The 16,661-nt window shown below is 37.0% G+C and carries 15 protein-coding genes; 6 read left to right on the forward strand and 9 right to left on the reverse strand.

Annotation, left to right across the window (positions count from 1 at the left end):
* Positions 1 to 7 precede the first annotated feature (7 nt).
* Genes NG809_RS01860 through NG809_RS01870 form a run of 3 tightly spaced genes read left to right on the forward strand, consistent with a single transcriptional unit; the run spans position 8 to position 3,072 of the window.
* Positions 8 to 949: a type VI secretion system baseplate subunit TssG gene (locus NG809_RS01860; RefSeq protein WP_262147553.1), complete on the forward strand. Its 942-nt coding sequence runs from the start codon at positions 8 to 10 to the stop codon at positions 947 to 949.
* Between the two features lie 60 nt (positions 950 to 1,009).
* On the forward strand, positions 1,010 to 1,921 hold the full coding sequence (locus tag NG809_RS01865) for a TssN family type VI secretion system protein (RefSeq protein WP_262147557.1): 912 nt from the start codon (positions 1,010 to 1,012) through the stop codon (positions 1,919 to 1,921).
* A 5-nt stretch (positions 1,922 to 1,926) separates the two neighbouring features.
* The gene (locus NG809_RS01870) at positions 1,927 to 3,072 is read left to right on the forward strand and encodes a hypothetical protein (protein ID WP_262147559.1); all 1,146 of its coding nucleotides are present in this window, start codon (positions 1,927 to 1,929) and stop codon (positions 3,070 to 3,072) included.
* A gap of 33 nt (positions 3,073 to 3,105) precedes the next feature.
* Here the strand turns inward: NG809_RS01870 and NG809_RS01875 are convergent, their stop codons facing one another.
* Positions 3,106 to 3,759, reverse strand: a complete 654-nt coding sequence (locus NG809_RS01875) for a metal-dependent transcriptional regulator (RefSeq protein ID WP_262147561.1) — start codon at positions 3,757 to 3,759, stop codon at positions 3,106 to 3,108.
* 82 nt (positions 3,760 to 3,841) lie between these two features.
* Between NG809_RS01875 and NG809_RS01880 the strand changes: the two genes are divergently transcribed.
* On the forward strand, positions 3,842 to 4,873 hold the full coding sequence (locus NG809_RS01880) for a threonine aldolase family protein (protein ID WP_262147563.1): 1,032 nt from the start codon (positions 3,842 to 3,844) through the stop codon (positions 4,871 to 4,873).
* 40 nt (positions 4,874 to 4,913) lie between these two features.
* Here NG809_RS01880 and NG809_RS01885 read toward each other — a convergent pair whose 3' ends face one another.
* The 5 genes from NG809_RS01885 to NG809_RS01905 form a co-directional block, all read right to left on the reverse strand.
* Positions 4,914 to 5,414 (reverse strand): hypothetical protein, encoded by a 501-nt coding sequence (locus NG809_RS01885; protein ID WP_262147565.1) that lies wholly within the window; start codon positions 5,412 to 5,414, stop codon positions 4,914 to 4,916.
* Between the two features lie 249 nt (positions 5,415 to 5,663).
* Positions 5,664 to 6,923: an NAD(P)/FAD-dependent oxidoreductase gene (locus NG809_RS01890; protein ID WP_262147566.1), complete on the reverse strand. Its 1,260-nt coding sequence runs from the start codon at positions 6,921 to 6,923 to the stop codon at positions 5,664 to 5,666.
* Between the two features lie 133 nt (positions 6,924 to 7,056).
* Entirely contained in the window at positions 7,057 to 8,235 is a 1,179-nt protein-coding gene (locus NG809_RS01895) for a hypothetical protein (protein WP_262147568.1), read from the reverse strand.
* Positions 8,225 to 9,328, reverse strand: coding sequence for a UDP-galactopyranose mutase (glf, locus tag NG809_RS01900; protein WP_262147570.1), 1,104 nt, complete (start codon positions 9,326 to 9,328; stop codon positions 8,225 to 8,227). Before glf ends, NG809_RS01895 begins: the two co-directional genes overlap by 11 nt.
* A complete protein-coding gene (locus NG809_RS01905) occupies positions 9,321 to 10,433 on the reverse strand; it encodes a glycosyltransferase (RefSeq protein ID WP_262147572.1) in 1,113 nt (370 codons plus the stop codon). The genes glf and NG809_RS01905 overlap by 8 nt, the downstream gene beginning before the upstream one ends.
* A 224-nt stretch (positions 10,434 to 10,657) precedes the next feature.
* Between NG809_RS01905 and NG809_RS01910 the strand changes: the two genes are divergently transcribed.
* Complete coding sequence (locus NG809_RS01910) at positions 10,658 to 10,891, forward strand: glutathione synthase (RefSeq protein WP_262147574.1); 234 nt, start codon at positions 10,658 to 10,660, stop codon at positions 10,889 to 10,891.
* 271 nt (positions 10,892 to 11,162) lie between these two features.
* On the opposite strand, the gene NG809_RS01915 is transcribed toward NG809_RS01910, so the two are convergent.
* Together NG809_RS01915 and NG809_RS01920 are read right to left on the reverse strand one after the other, a co-directional pair.
* Positions 11,163 to 12,707: an IS1182 family transposase gene (locus NG809_RS01915; RefSeq protein ID WP_262147575.1), complete on the reverse strand. Its 1,545-nt coding sequence runs from the start codon at positions 12,705 to 12,707 to the stop codon at positions 11,163 to 11,165.
* 102 nt (positions 12,708 to 12,809) lie between these two features.
* A complete protein-coding gene (locus NG809_RS01920; protein ID WP_262147577.1) occupies positions 12,810 to 13,586 on the reverse strand; it encodes a glycosyltransferase family 32 protein in 777 nt (258 codons plus the stop codon).
* Positions 13,587 to 13,875: 289 nt separating this feature from the next.
* Between NG809_RS01920 and NG809_RS01925 the strand changes: the two genes are divergently transcribed.
* On the forward strand, positions 13,876 to 15,204 hold the full coding sequence (locus NG809_RS01925) for an alpha-amylase family glycosyl hydrolase (protein WP_262147579.1): 1,329 nt from the start codon (positions 13,876 to 13,878) through the stop codon (positions 15,202 to 15,204).
* A gap of 5 nt (positions 15,205 to 15,209) precedes the next feature.
* Here the strand turns inward: NG809_RS01925 and NG809_RS01930 are convergent, their stop codons facing one another.
* Positions 15,210 to 16,400 (reverse strand): GAF domain-containing sensor histidine kinase, encoded by a 1,191-nt coding sequence (locus tag NG809_RS01930; protein WP_262147581.1) that lies wholly within the window; start codon positions 16,398 to 16,400, stop codon positions 15,210 to 15,212.
* Between the last annotated feature and the right edge of the window lie 261 nt (positions 16,401 to 16,661).

Genomic DNA, 16,661 nt, shown 5'->3' on the forward strand with positions numbered 1-16,661 from the left:
CTATAAAATGTATGAACACGGCATTCTGGAAATGCAATACAATAAACTGCAGACCGACTTCAGGGCGGAAGCTGTAGCTGTAAATCTGATGAAATACCACAGCTCACTTTCTCTGGTTTTTGTAGAGCGCCTCGGAATTAATGACAGAGCTTATCTCAAAGATATCAAGACAATTACTAAACAGTATCTTGGGTTCGACGATGAGATTTACAACATAAAAACCTACAGAGAAGGTATTTACGACTATTTACCTGAAGGGATTTTTCATCCGCCATCACTCAATTCAAAACGAAGTAATGTAGAAAGCGTTGTAAAAGAAATACGCCGCCAAAAGAAGGTAGAAGATGATGCACGCAAATTTTTCAGACCTTTTGAACTCGAAGTTTTCTTTACAGAAATTACTGCCTTACTTAAAGAGCAGGAATTTGATCTCAACAGCCAGACTGATTCTCTGATTAAAACATTCAGCGAACTATGGCCGCTGATCAAACTGCTCGACAGAAATTCGGCGTGTATTTTCGTTTACATTCTTCCTTTTCTGCATAAAATAAGAGGAGATAAAAGACTGTTTGAGCAATGTTTGAGTGCATTTCTGGAAATTCCTGTTGAAGTGACTTTTCAGGCAAGGGTTTTAGAGAAAATCGAGGAAGACAACAATTCTGTTTTTCTGGGAAATTCCCGTTTAGGACTGGATTACATTCCAAGCGGAAGACACTTTGACGGAGAACGGAACTGGGTAGTTAATATTGGCCCTATTCCATACGATCGAATGAAAGATTTTGTAGAGGGAAGCCGCTTCAAGAAAATTCTTACCGCATTTTATGAATATTGTCTACCATTGAATACAGATTTCAAAGAGAATTTTGTAACCGAAAAGCAACCGTTTTCATTTGTGCTGGATGAGGAAGAAGAAAACCAGACAAGGCTGGGATATTCTACATTTCTCTGATTTTATTTACTATATTTACAAGACCAACAATACACAAACTTAAAATTTGAAAAAGAAATTATGGACGTTTCTTCAGTAAAAGGTATTTTTCTACGATACATTCTCCTGCCGCTGATCGCGGTGATTATGATGTTTATTCTGGGTATCATTACCCGAAATAAACCTGCGATAAAAATTCGTACCGTTATCATTTATATTCTCCTGTGCAGTCTTTGCCTTGCACTTCCTGGCTTTATGGGTTTTACAGGCAATACTTTTAATCCTTACGGATATTTGATTTCTCAGGTGGTTTTTTTGCTGCTCGGGATTCTGCATGTCAATCTTCTGCACCGTTTTTTCCGAAAGCATTTAAAATCCAATGTGTTTATCATTCTTTTTGAGAGTATTCTGTCTGTAACGTGTACTTTGGCTGGAGGATATTTATTTGTTTTAATTTTCAGATGGGTAAGCAAAGACACCGGTTATCCGATTATGGCGGCTACCAGCCTGATTACATTCTATGTTCCATTGGTTTTTTATTATTGCTATGTACAGTTAATCAGCATTCCGGTGGATATTTACAGAACGTGGCATTACAGTCCGGACCAGAAGCTACCGGACTTTGACGGAGTAGATTTTGACCGTCTCATGGTTTTGAATGTAGAACTGAGCAAAAATCTTGAAGACAGCAACAGATTCAGAATTAAAGCTAAAACACTTCCTACAGGCATACATTTTGGTGATTGGTTTTACAGAGTTGTGGATGACTATAACCATAAAAATCCGGGATCTGTAATTCACTTAACCGATACCTCAAGGGAACCATATTACTGGATATTTTATATCAAAAAATCATTTTTCAGTTTCAGAAAATATGTTGATTTTGAAAATGATATCAACACCAATGGTATCAAAGAAAATGATGTAATCATCTGTAAAAGAGTGATACAGCATCAGGAAGAGGGCAAGCTAAATAACAACACAAAATATTAATCACAATGATACAGCCAATTAAACATCCTGCCATCAATTGGGTAGACGGCATGAAGGTTTCGCAGAGACATCTTAACGAGCAGGATAACCATCTTTTAGACAATATCAGAGATTCAAATTCAATAAAAATCAGCAATTACAATTACGGATTGCTCCCGATTTCAAATGAATACACAGATAAAACGGTTTTCGATGTTCACAATACTGCAACCAACGATGTTCAGTTGACCATCAAAAACTGCAGTGCAGTTACCGCAGCCGGTTACCGTATTGAACTGAAAGACAGAAAGGTGAGCGTGAAGTCCCTTGCGAAATTTATTAATTTTGAAGAAAACAATACCGACGGAGAATTCTATATTTTAGTTTCGGTAAATCCTTTTGAGAAAGTACCTTTTGGAGATATAGATGCAGACGAAATTCCACCAAGACATCCTTATTCACAACCAAATTATCATATTGAACTTTTGCCTTTACAGTCGGTTAATCAAGGGTTTGCAGGTGGTAATTATCTGGTGATAGGGAAGGTCAACTTAAAAGGAAATATTGCACAGGTTGACAGTAATTTTATTCCGCCGTGTACATCAGTTCAAAGTCATCCGTCTTTGCTGGAATACTACAACAGTTTTGCGAAATACATTGGAAATCTGCAGCAGTATTCATTTAAAATCATTCAGAAATCGTCACATAAAAATGCCAATACAGCATTGGCAATCAATGTGAAAAATCTGTGTACAACGATGGTCAATACTTTTGCTGATGTGTATTTTCAGTTTAGAAATGTGGTTCCTTATGAATCGCCGATATTTTTAACGGAAGTGTTCTCAAAACTGGCTCTTAAAATTTATAATTCCACGCAGATGATTGTTCCCGCAGAACTAGAAGAAATGCTGAACTACAGTCTGGAATGGAGCGAAATTGCGCCCCACACACTTTTAAATCAGCTCTCCATCGTTGCTGAAATCAATTACGATCATCATAATTCCGGTGAGCATCTTTACCAGATTCAGCTTTTGATGAGAAGTCTGGATACCATTTTCTCTAAACTTAGTGAACTGGAATACATCGGTCAGCGCAAGGAAAATATTATTGTTACAGAGCAGGAAGTCAGCTCAAACAACAATCCGAAGCGGGGTTGGAGTGTTTTAGACTAGATAAATAACAGGGGCATTTGTAAAAAATGTCCCTTATTTTTTGACCAGAATTTTTTCAGTTGCCTGTCTGCTCAGAATTTCTTTAGAATTATTGATTTCAATCGTCATTGATTTGTCGAAATTTTCTATTTTCAGAACTACAATTTCCGTGTTTAGTAATAAATTTTTGTCAGTGAGATAGGTCAGAAAACCGTCATCAGACAAAGTCAGTGATGTGAAAATTACTTTATCGCCAACGTTGCAACCAGACAGCTGCATCAGATCCTGAGCGATAATATTTCCCTGTTTGTCAGGGATGGGTTCACCGTGCGGATCGTATTTTGGATAATTTAAAATTTCATCCATCTTGTCAAAAAAGACCTGAGAATGCACGTGCTCCAGCTGTTCTGCAATTTCGTGCACATTTTCCCAGCCGAAATTCATTTTCTGCACCAGAAACATTTCAGTGAGACGGTGTTTCCTTACAACCAAAGCCGCTTCACGCATTCCTGAAGACGTCACGGTAAGCGGTTTGTAGGTTTCGTAGATCACCCAGTTTTTATCGGCAAACTTCTTCATCATGTTGTTTGTACTGGGCATTTTTACATTCAAAAATTTGCTCAGTTCATTGATGGTCACTTTGGTGTTGTCATCAACGAGATGAAACAGAGCTTTCAGATAATTTTCTTCGGTAAGTGTTGCTTTCAAAATGTTAGAAACTTTTTGATACAAATCTAACAAAATAATATTTTATGAATAAAAATTTCCATTTAAATTTTATCTTTACTTTATGAAAATTTCTTTTAAAAACGACTATTCTGAAGGAGCTCATCCTGCTATTTTACAAGCGTTAGTGAATTATAATGATGATCAGCAGGCAGGTTATGGCGAAGATATGTATTCCTTAAAAGCCAAAGAATTAATTAAGAAAAAGCTGAAGTCTGATCAATCTGATATTTATTTTGTTTCTGGCGGAACTCAGGCTAATCTAATCGTAATCTCATCTATTTTAAAACCTTATCAGGCGGTAATTTCTGCGACAAGCGGACATATTTTAAATAATGAAACCGGAGCAATTGAGGCAACAGGTCATAAGATTTTGGGAATAGAAACTGCTGACGGCAAACTTCGTCCTTCAGATATTATTCCTGTTCTTGAAAATCACAGAAATATTCCGCATCAGGTGATGCCGAAACTGGTTTATATTTCAAATTCTACGGAATTGGGAACGATTTATCAGAAAAAAGAATTGGAAGAACTTTCTCAGTTTTGTAAAGAAAACAATCTCTATCTTTTTATGGATGGAGCAAGGCTTGCACAGGCGCTGACTTCCGAAATTAATGATTTGAATTTTGAACAACTCGCTGATTTGACGGATGTTTTTTACATTGGAGGCACTAAAAACGGAGCTTTGCTAGGAGAGGGGATTGTGATTAATAACCCAGAATTGCAGCAGGATTTTGCATTTAATATTAAACAAAAAGGAGCACTTTTAGCGAAAGGTAGACTTCTTGGAATTCAGTTTCTGGAGCTTTTTAAAGATAATTTATATTTTGAATCAGGTCACAATGCCAATATTCAGGCTATGAAAATTAAAAATTTTATGACTGAAAAAGGAATCCAATTTTTAAGTGATACATCGACCAACCAGATTTTTCCAATACTTGAAAATTCTGTTATAGAAAAACTTTTAGAGAATTTTGAATTTTATGTTTGGCAAAAATTGGATGAAACTCAATCGGCGATTCGGCTCATTACATCTTGGAATACGAAAGATTATGCAACGGATAAATTCTTAGAAAAACTGAACGAAATATTATAAAAAAAATCAGCCAGTGAATAATCAATTGGCTGAGTTTTTTTTATTTTAAAATTCTGCTGATTTTTTCACAATCTACAGATTCCAGTTTTTGATCTTCAGGATAAGAAATTTTTTTTTCGTTGGTATAAACCATTTGTCCGCCGTTATCTTTCTGATCTCCTATACCTTCAAAAAGTGAATTATCTTTCTGTAAAAAGAAAATATCGCGTTTGCTGGTGGTTCCTTCAGAAGCAAATTCGTAGGTCAACTTCAGCGTATCTCCGGATCTGAAACCAGTGACATCGCCTTTGGAACTGTCTTTTTCATGATTTTTATAAGCCAGTTTGCCGATTAAAGTACCGAGATTGTCGTCAATGCTTGCAACAATTGTATCTTTACCAATAACGTGCATGTAGCAAAAAGTTTTGCTTCCAAGTGTATCAATTGGCTTAGAAACAATTTCGGCAGAATCTGTTTTTACAGGATCTAGTTTTGGAGTTTCTTTTTTCCCGCAGCTCAAAGCAACGATGCTCAAAATTCCGGTAAATATTAATTTTTTCATTGAATTGATTTCTTAAATTTTGGTTTAGCTAATTTAGTTAAGATATTACAATTTGGCAAACTGATATCATATTTTACCGCTGTAAACGGAGCTTTAAAAAAAATCCTATAATTTATATTATGTTAACTTTTATGTTTTAACTGTTTTCGGTTTTATTTAAAAAACATCTATTTAAACTGTTTATAGATAACCTAATCTCACTGAATACAAAGTTGAGAATCAAAATTGAAACTTTCAGAAAAATGATTATTAATTCTCTTTTCTTGGCTTCATGATCATTCTTATGGACGCATTATTTGTGATAAATAACCTAAACCATTCTGCTGCCAGCCTGTATCTGTTTCTAAAACCAGTTAATGGGATAATGTGAATAAACAACCATGTAAACCATGCAAAAATACCGGTAAAGGAAAACTGAGGAAGATCTACCACAGCATTATATTTTGAAATAATCGCCATACTTCCTTTATCGTTATATCTGAATTCCTCCGGAGCTTGATTTTTAAATTTCCTTTTGATATTTTTTGCCAGAAGTTTCGCCTGCTGAATGGCAACCTGCGCAACCTGAGGATGACCCTTCGGAAACTCAGGATCAGTCATGTTAATACAGATGTCACCCAATGCATAGATATTATTGAAACCGTTCACCAAATTGTAAGAATCCACAATGATTCTTTTTCCTTTTGCCAGCGAAGTTTCGGGAATGCCTTCGATGGTTCTGCCGATTACTCCCGAAGACCAGATCAAAGTTTTTGTTGGAATTTTGGTGCCGTCGGATAAAATTACATTTTCTTCCACATAATCTTTCACAGAAACATTTAATTTTATATTAACTCCCAATCTTTTGAGATTATCGTAAGCTGTCTTTTTTGCAGTATCACTCATGTTGGAAAGTAATGAAGGCAATGCATCTACCAAATAAAGATTACCGTGCCCGAAAGAAATATCCGGATAGTCTTTTTCTGCGATGTAGCCAGCCATTTCAGCAATCATTCCGGAAAGCTCAACACCGGTTGGTCCGCCTCCCGCAATTACGACATTGATAAGACTTTGTACATCTTCAGTCTTTGCATTTCGGGATGCTGTTTCAAGATTTTGGAGAATATGATTACGGATGTAAAGCGCCTCGTCTATTGTTTTCATAGGAAGAGCACATTTTCTAACATTTTCAAGACCAAAGAAATTGGTTTCTGTTCCCAATGCCAAAACAAGTTCATCATAATACAAAGTTCCCTCGTCTGTGATAATCTTATTCTCTTCAGGCACTACCCTTTCAAGGCTTGCCATATAAAGAGAAACATTTGAATATTTTGAAAACAATTTTCTGAATGGATAAGAAATATGAGAAGGCTCAATAAATGCCGTAGCTACCTGATATATGAGCGGAGGGAAAAAGTGATAATTATTTCTGTCTACCAGTGTGATTCTGAATCTTTCGTCATCCCCGATCGTCTTGATAAGATTTAAACCGGCAAAACCTCCGCCGACTATTACAATGTGCTTTTCCATAACAAAGAATTCTGTTGTGGTGAAGCCAACCAATATGAGACCAATTAGCCATTAAAAACCATTAAAATTTAAGAATTTTATTGAGAATTTTCGGAAGCAGCATTGTTCAAAAATTATCATTTTAAATTTCAATCTAAACTAAAACAGACAAAGATTCCAATTTGCTTTTAAATATTTTAATTGCCTTAAAGCTTTCATTGTCTACTACTCTCTTCATTGATGCTGGATCAAAAATATCCCAAATCCCGCTGTGATGCCAGTCATTCAGATCATCCCAGTCCGGACGGTCAACCACAGGATAAAAACAGCAACCTAAAAGCGGAATTCCTTTTTTCAAAACGGATAAACATTCTTTCGTAATGGAACGGATCCACTTTGCACGGTCTTCGCCGGGATGGCTGGTTTCTGAAATGACAACCGGTCTTCCATATCTCACAAAAACAGATTCAAGCAAATCATGAAGCGTTCGGTACTGGGGATGCGGCGGAATTTCAGCCCAAGGCAAAAATTCGTGGGTTTCATTAATCCATTGATTGTTATAATAAAAATTCACTCCGATAATATCGAGATATTCAGGTTTACCGCCCAATTCGGGACAGATTCTACCTGATAAAATATCGTGTACCTGAAACTGCTCAAAATGCTTTTCCTCTGCAAATAAAACAGAATGTGGATCATTTTGATGATTCGAAACAATACTGATCAAAGGTTCAGTAACCATAATTCTCACAGATGAATCCACAATTTTCATCAACTCGATGCCTTCAATGTAAGCTTTCATCAGGGCATACTTCACTTCCCACCCTTGTCCAACGCAGTACGGTGAAGTTCCTCTTGCGTCGCCGCCAAGCCACGAAATAAAGCTCACTTCGTTAATAGGTGTTATAATTAAAGCACCTTCGGGAACCAGACTTCGGTACTTGATTACAAATTCCCTGCAGAGGCTACTGAATCTTCTTGCAAACATCGGATGTAGCGGCGTAAGATCGTCGGGATAACCGAAATGACAGATATCCCAAATAATCTGTATATTTTTATTTTGCGAAACCTGAATTAACCTTTCCACTTCAGACCAATCGTACTGATATGGTTTTGTTTCCACAGCACTCCAGCGGATTCCTTCACGAACAGTTTTCATTCCGAGTGCATGCAGGCAGTCGTAGTCTTCTTCCAGATAGAGTTCATGACCAGAAGTTGCATACAAATCAACTCTTTCGCCAAATGTATTCTGATGGTCTGCACATTCAAATCCGCCCATCAGAAAACTGTTGAACGGATTGATATTGTTTGCAGAAAAATCATTACTGAACATATTCTTCCTGATTTTTTATTTTTCTGAACAGAGCAAGAGACTGTGCCACCACCTGATCCATATTGTAATACTTGTAAGTTGCCAAACGTCCTGTGAAAAGCACATCAGGATGTTCTTCCGCAAGTTTTCTGTACTGATTGTAAATTTCCTGATTCTGTTTTCTCGGGATCGGATAGTAAGGATCTCCATCAGCGGTAGGATATTCGTAAACAATGGTGGTTTTATCGTTTTTCTGTCCGGTAAGAAATTTAAATTCCGTAATTCTTGTATATAAATTTGAAGTAGGGAAATTAACGGTTCCTGTGGACTGGTAATTATCCTGATTTAAAGTTTCAAATTTAAAATCGATCGAGCGGTATGGCAGTTTTCCGTAACAGTAGTCAAAATAAGTGTCGATAGGTCCGGTATAAATCAGCTTTCTGAACGGAATAACATCTACAACATCCCTGTAATCAGTCTGAAGCATGATGCTGATATTTTTGTGAGACAACATTTTTTTAAACATTTCCGTATAACCGTTCTTCGGCATTGCCTGAAATGTATCTGTAAAATACCGGTCGTCTTTATTGGTTCTTGTAGGAACACGTGCAGTCACCGATGCATCAAGCTCCGATGGGTCAAGATCCCACTGCTTTTTAGTATAACCTTTAAAGAATTTTTCATAAAGTTCCTTTCCCACAACATTCAGAACAACATCTTCAGAAGTAAGAATAGGATTCCTTTTTTCTGCTTTTGAAGCCAAAAAATCGGTGACCTCATCTGATGTTAAATTCTTTCCATACAGATCATTTATTGTTGTAAGATTAATAGGAATCGGCACCAGCAAACCATCTACGCTTCCCAAAACACGGTGTTCGTAAGGTCTCCACTCCGTGAATTTCCCTAAATATTTAAATACATCTTCAGAATTGGTATGGAAAATATGCGGTCCGTATTTATGAATTAGAATTCCCTCTTCGTTGTAATAATCATAGGCATTCCCGCCGATATGGTTGCGCTTGTCAACAATTAAGATTTTTTTTCCTTCCTCTGCAAGGCGTTCTGCCAATACTGCTCCGGCAAAACCGCAACCTACTATTAAAAAATCATACATTGTTGATCTGTTTTTGTTTTTGTGTTACTTCAATTTTATTGATCAGTGCATTCATTCTGTTGAAAGTGTGATCCCATGATTCGTCTTCAAGAAAATGGTCTACAGTACGCAGCCAGTGATCTTTGTCGGGATCTGTAAGGATTTTTTCTGCAGCTGAAATAAATGAGTCTGCATCATCTACAATCTGCACCAGTGCTGCGTTCCCGTACGGGTTCACAACGTCTTTAATCGCTGTAGAAATCACAGGCTTCCCTGCCGCAAGGTATTCAGGAGTTTTGGTAGGGCTGATGAACTCCGTAGACTCATTCAGGGCAAACAAAATCAGGGCAATGTCCCAGTGGGCAATGTAAGCCGGAAGGTCTGTATAGCTTTTCGAGCCTAAATAATGAATGTTTTCTGCACGTGGCAAATCATCAGGATTGATCTTCACAACCGGACCGATAATGACAAACTGCCAGTCGGGACGGTTGGCAGATACATTTCGCAGTAATTCTATATCAAATCTTTCATCCACAACACCAAAAAATCCCATTCTCGGGAATCCTATGGCTTGCTGATCTTCGGGATCCGGCTGAAAAGTCCTCGCTTTCTCAAAATGCTGTTTGTCTATACTGCTTGGCATTGCATGGATGTTGTGATGCCTGTTTTTCTTCGCCTGATAAAGAGAATTTCCTCCCGTAAACACTACATCTGCTTTTTTGAAAAGGTCTTCTTCGAGTTGTAGAAGCTGAGGCGGTGCAAATCTGAATGCAGAAAGCTCATCCATAGAATCGTAGATTACTTTCTGAGGTCTGAGCTCAGTGGTAAACTGCAGAGCCATCGGGGTGTAATACCAACTTACATATTCTGTAATATCATATTCCCTTAAGACATGTAAAATAAGATTTTGAATTCTCTGGTTTGTAAAGTCATCATAGGCTGATATAATCAGTTCTACGATATAGACTCCATCCTGTACATTAACGGTGTGTCTGTCTGAATCTCCCAGTTTCGGCTCTTCAAAATAAAAGACCTGATACTGTTTTGCAAACCTTGTGAGTAAATGTTGTGGTCTTTGATAGACAAAGTTCCACGATAAGTGACTGAAACATAGTAAATACTTCATATTTTATTGTTGTGGTTTAATTGTTAACAATTTAAAATAAGTATTTTATAATTGTTATGATTACAATCATAGAATTAAAATATTAAAATATTAAAAATTATGGCGTGATTTTAGTGAGATTTTTTCAAAATAAATTTTTAGAAAACTGTTTTAATTTTATAAAAAATTATAACAAAAGATGAAAATTTTTCAGTTAGTAAAATTCAATTATTTATAAAGATTATATGGCAACAGTAGTATTTAAAAAAGAAGATTTTGTAGAAAACGAATCCGGAGAATTTCTTGTAGAATATAAGATCCAGGAAATTGGTCAGGGAAGCAATCTCATCGTTGAGGAAATGAACAGCAGTGGCGAATACGAAGTGGTACAGGTTCCCATCAGGCGTCAGAATGAAAGTATGTTTATCTGCTTCTCGCATCCGGCTGACGGCAGACTTATTTTTGAAAAATATGATTAAAATAGAAGTTACTGTGATTCAAGACAAGACACCTATTGCTAATGATATGTTCTATAATTTTGTTGCGTTAATTAATACGCCGAAGCACACAAACCTTATATTCAGCATTTGTGTTTTTTTAACCTCTCTCCGGAGAGGGTTTTTCTTGATTATATTTTGAGACAAAGATTACATCCGACAATAACGAATCCGTCTCACAACAAAATTTGAGGCGGATTTTTTATTTCAGTAAAATGTATATTATTTTGGAAAATAGAAAAAGTTGTCCTCTTTAGGCAACTTTCTTTCTTAGATTGTGTGCTAAAGCGTGTAAACCGAACTCCAATTCTACTTTTTTCAGACCTTTGAGGGTAAACCGCTTAAAATTATTGCAATGTTTGAGATGTGCAAACACAGGTTCTACTTCAACCGAGCGTTGTTTTCTTTTTTTAATGCCTTTTTCACTGTTTAAAAGCTTTCGTATTTTCTCTTTGTAATCTTCCAAATGATGGTTCCGTTCGATGCTTCGGTTTTCTTTGGAACTGTGGCAAACGCCTCTAATTGGGCATCCATAGCAGTTTTTAGCCTGATAATGGGAGAGCTTTTGAGGATAACCGGTCTTGGTTTTGCGCGTGCTTTCGTGCGTTTTTTCCATCTTTTGTCCCATCGGACAGATATAAAAATCGCCTTCCCCGTTGTAATGCAGATTTTCTTTGCTGAAAGTCTTGTGTTTCGCCTGATAATGGGCATTCTGCTCTTTGTCGAAAGTATTGTATTTTACAAATGGTGTAATATTGTTCTGTTCCAATAATTCGTAGTTCTGCTCGCTTCCGTACCCCGCATCGGCAGTGAGTTCTTCCAACTCTTCCATTCTTTTTTTACCAAACAATTTCTCAAAATTTTCCAAATGACGCTCCAAAGTATTGATATCATTGGTTTGCTGATGGATGGTATAATTGACGATGATTTGATTCTCTGTGGAAATCTGTGCATTATAAGCCGGTTTGAGCTGTCCATTCATCATGTGATCGTCCTTCATTCTCATGAAAGTAGCATCTTCATCGGTCTTGCTGTAGGAATTCCGCTCTGCTAAAATAGCTTCCTGAGCTTCGTATTTATCGAGGTTTTTCTCAAAATTGTTTTTAATGTAATTCAGTTTGGCTTTGGCTTTTTTGTCGGAATCGGTTTTACCCCCGCTGCCTTTTAATTTGGCATTGATATTTTCTGCCGTTTGCCGGATTTTTTCTTTGCTGATCTCTTTGAACTCCGGCGGTTCAGGGTCTTTATCTTCTTCCTTTGCCACACTTTGAGCGTATTTCCAGAGCTCTTCCAGTTGACGAAGCATTTTTTCTTTGTTGGTTTTGATGGAATTTGCCCAGACAAAAGTGTAGCGACCCGCCTGTGCTTCAATTTTGGTTCCGTCTACAAACACCTGTTTCAGGCTCACCAAACCTTCTTCTGCCAAAAGCAAAACCACCTGGGAGAAAATATTTTTGAAGGCGGCTTCAAGTTTATGGGCACGAAAACGGTTCACGGTATTGTGATCTACAATACTCATGTTGGAGAGCCACATGAAGTTGATGTTTTCACGAAGCGCTTTTTCGATTTTCCGCGATGAATAAATATTGTTCATATACGCAAAAACCATCACCTTGAGCATCATCACAGGGTGATAACTGGGATTTCCTTCTTTACTGTAAGCTTTCAGGAGCGGGTCAATGTTTACCTTCTCCAAAATATCATTAACGATCCGAACAGGATGATTTTCGGGAATCAAATCCTCAAAACTATAAGGAAACAAAACCAACTGATTTTGATTATAATGCTTAAAATTCATAAACAACTATCTGATTATCAGATATAAATATACGAAATCCTGCAATAATTACCAAAAAAAACCGCCTCAGTTGTGAGACGGATTCATTATTAAAATTAAAAATCAGTTTCTTTTCTGAAGATAATCTTCAATTTTATCTTTAGGTATAAGATCCAGAATTTTATTGACATCTATGATTTTATGTTCTGTAATAATGCTTTTCACTGCTTTTGCTGCACCTGGCTCATTTATCAACCGTTCTATAAGTCCGTAAACATTCACCATTTTTTTGTGCGTATTTTCTTCGTCACCGCCAAACCATGATCCGTTAAAATGATGACTCACATAATTTTTCGGTAAATCCTGAGAGAAATAGATAGATGGATATAGCGTAACATCATGTTTCAAATGTTGTATTGTATCGCTGTATCGGTCTGCACCATACTCTTTTTCCAGCATTTCAGAAAAGATATCTGTGTTGATTCTTTCTACGAAGCCTTCCTGCTTATTGTAATATTCTGTGAAATCTTTAGCCAGCTGATGTTTTGGTTCTGCCATCCAGAATGCGGAGTATGGAACGCCTTTCACTTCAAATCCGCAGACTGCTTTTTCGTTTAAAAATTCATCAAGAGGAAGTTTAAGTTCCATATCGGTGTCCAAATAAATTCCGCCATGATCGTACATTACTTTCGACCGTACGTAATCCGATACAAAAGCCCACTTTTTCTGAGCAAAAGCTTCTTTTACATAATTATTGTCTTCAAGGGGAGCATTGCTTTCGTTCCATTCTACAATTTCAAAATCGGGATGAATTTTTTTCCATGTTTTGAGACAGTGCTCTGCCAGTTCATCTTTTTTTCCGCCTCCAAACCAGCAGTAATGTATTTTTTTTGGAATCATAATTAATTATTTGATGTGATTGTATACAAAAGCAGCGAACCTGCCTTTTCTCTTCTATCTGCAAAAAACAAACCTTTACCGAAATTTTTAATAAAATCAAATACCACTTTTTCATCTGAAACTTATTTTAAAACAGACTTAAATATTATTTTTAGTCGAAATTAAATTTAAAGGAATTGAAAATCAGTTTTATAAACATATTTAAAGATTAAATGGTACGGTTATTTCTTTTCAAGAAATCAGTCGGAATTGTATCTGATTTTATTTCACGAATTTTCATTAAACCTTTATGACAAAGCCCAACCACTCACCTTATCAGCCAAAAAAATATGTAGAAATCACTGCGCCTGACTGGGTGAAAAATGCTACACTCTACGAGCTCAATATCCGGCAGTTTTCTGAGCAGGGAACTTTCAAAGAAATTGAAAAGCAGCTTGGGAGACTCAAAAAAATGGGTATTGATATTATATGGTTAATGCCTGTTCATCCCATCGGTGAGGTCAACAGGAAAGGAAGTCTGGGAAGCTACTATTCGGTAAAAAATTACTACGGAATTAATCCGGAATTCGGAACTGAAGAGGATTTCAGAAGTCTGGTTAGAGCCATTCACGATAACGGAATGTATGTTATATTGGATTGGGTGGCCAACCATACGAGTTGGGACAATCAGCTTGTTGAAGATTATCCCGATTGGTACAGAAAGTCGCGTAAGAATACTTTTCAGTCAACAAGATGGCGTGATTACGATGATATTATAGAATTTGACTACCGGAATGAAGAACTTCGGAAATACATGACAGATGCACTGAAACACTGGGTAACAGAATATGATATTGACGGTTACCGCTGCGATATTGCGAGCTTTGTTCCGATTGATTTCTGGGAAAATGTACGTGCTGAACTTGATGAGATTAAACCTGTTTTTATGCTTGCCGAAGCCGAAGACAAGGATCTCCATAAACGTGCATTCGATGCGACATATAACTGGACATTATGGAATATCCTTCATCAGATTGCACGGGACGAAACTACTGTAAAAACTTTGGCAGAAGCCTATCTCGCAGAGCATGTTTCGATTTTTCCAAAAGAAGCAATCCGCATGAACTTTGTAGACAATCACGATAAAAATTCATGGGAAGGAAATCAGTACAGCAATTTTGGTGATGCTTTAAATGCAGCAACTGTCTTCTCCGTAATGATGGATGGAATTCCGTTGGTATACAGCGGACAGGAAGCCGGCCTCGACCGTTCTCTCGAATTTTTCGAAAAAGACCCTATTGAATGGAAATCTGATGAAAATGAAATTTTATACACTACCCTTTTTACCCTGAAACACAACAATCAGGCACTTTGGAACGGTGATCACGGAGGTGAAATGGTAAGAATCATGAATGACCGTATGGATCAGGCAATTTCTTTTGTTAGAGAGAAAAACGGAGATAAAGTTTTGGTTTTTATGAATTTAAGTAAAGACCATGCACTCGTTCAGTTTGATACTTCCTTTGATATCAGCGTTTATACCAATCTTTTTACAGGGAAACTTCAAAGTATCACCGGAACTTTGCTTCTTGATATGCAGCCCTGGGAATATTTAATTCTGCACCACACCAGTTCATAAATTTCCTATCTGCTGGGAAATGAAAATGTAAAACAGGTTTCCTCGTCTGTGGAGATCACTGTAATTTTACCCTGATGTGCAACTGCGATTTCCTGAGCAATATAAAGACCTAAACCGAGACCTTTTTCCATCTGATTTACTTTTCCTCTGGAAAAAGGTTTGAATAACTGTTCCTGTGTTTCCAAAGGTATTTTTTTCCCTTTGTTGATTACACACATTTCAAACATATCATTATCACTTTTTGCCTTCAGAATTATAGGTACATTCTTTTCCCCGTGCGAGATTGCATTGCCCAAAAGATTAGAAAAAAGCTGTGCGATACGTTTGTAATCGCCTTTTACTTCATTTTTCAAACTGAGATCTGCTAGAATTTCACGATTCGGGTGAATGGTCTGAAGTTCGGAAATCACCTGTTGAAAAGTATTGTGAAGTGTATCTGTATTCTCATAATTCAGAACAATACCTCCTCCCAGGCGGCCGCTGGCAAAATCCAGCATATTGTCAATTAAACCCCTTACCCTGACAGTAGAATCCTGAATAATCTTTACCAGTTTACTACTGCGGTCTTCGGTAGAAATTCTGTTTAAAAGCTGTGATGCAGTAGAGATGGCACCCACAGGATTGCGAAGATCATGACCCAAAATGGCAATAAACTGTTCTCTTGTTTCGGTATTATTCTGCTCTTCTGCCAGTTTTTCTTCAGCATCACTGAGTTTCTGAAATGTTTCTAAATGAAAGGCAATCAACTCAGCGAAAAGTTTAAACATATTGATGGTCTTTTCATTATTCACCGATGCGGGATTGGGATCTATAGCGCAAAGCGTTCCAAAAAAATCACCGTTAGTAAGAAACAGCGGGATAGAAATATAACTCTGCAGACCATAGGTTTTAGGCGTGTGATGATCGAAATATACAGGATCTTTTTTTACATGATCAATGGCTACCGTTTCACTAAGGCTCATCACCTGATGGCACAGGGTAGTTTCCACTTTAAGCTCACCACCTACTCCAAGGCCGAAATTTATTCTGTCTTCAACAGCACAGGCAATCCAGCGGTCTTTTGTAACTCTGGCCACTGCAGCAAAACCCATTCCTGTCGTGGAACAGATTACTTCAAGTATTTTGGCGACGGCCGGAATCTGGTTAATATGCTGAATATCTTTTTGAAATTCGTGGTCTGGATGAGGTACCTTCATTTATAAGAGTTGTTAGGCACTGCGTGGTAGCAATTTATACACCAACAATGATGCGCTAAAGATACTAAATAATTAAGTATAATTAAGTGACAAATATTTCTGCTTTTTTGAGATTTGGATTTGAATATTAAATTAAACAAGACTGATAATTTCTCCTTACTAAATATTTTAGTCTATACAAATAACGATAATCTTGCTTAAATTAAATACATAATATCAATCAAAGCGGATGGATCTGGCTATTGTATAATCCACTTTAGT

Origin of the sequence: Chryseobacterium foetidum (assembly GCF_025457425.1) — a bacterium.
GTDB classification, from domain to species: Bacteria; Bacteroidota; Bacteroidia; order Flavobacteriales; family Weeksellaceae; genus Chryseobacterium; species Chryseobacterium foetidum.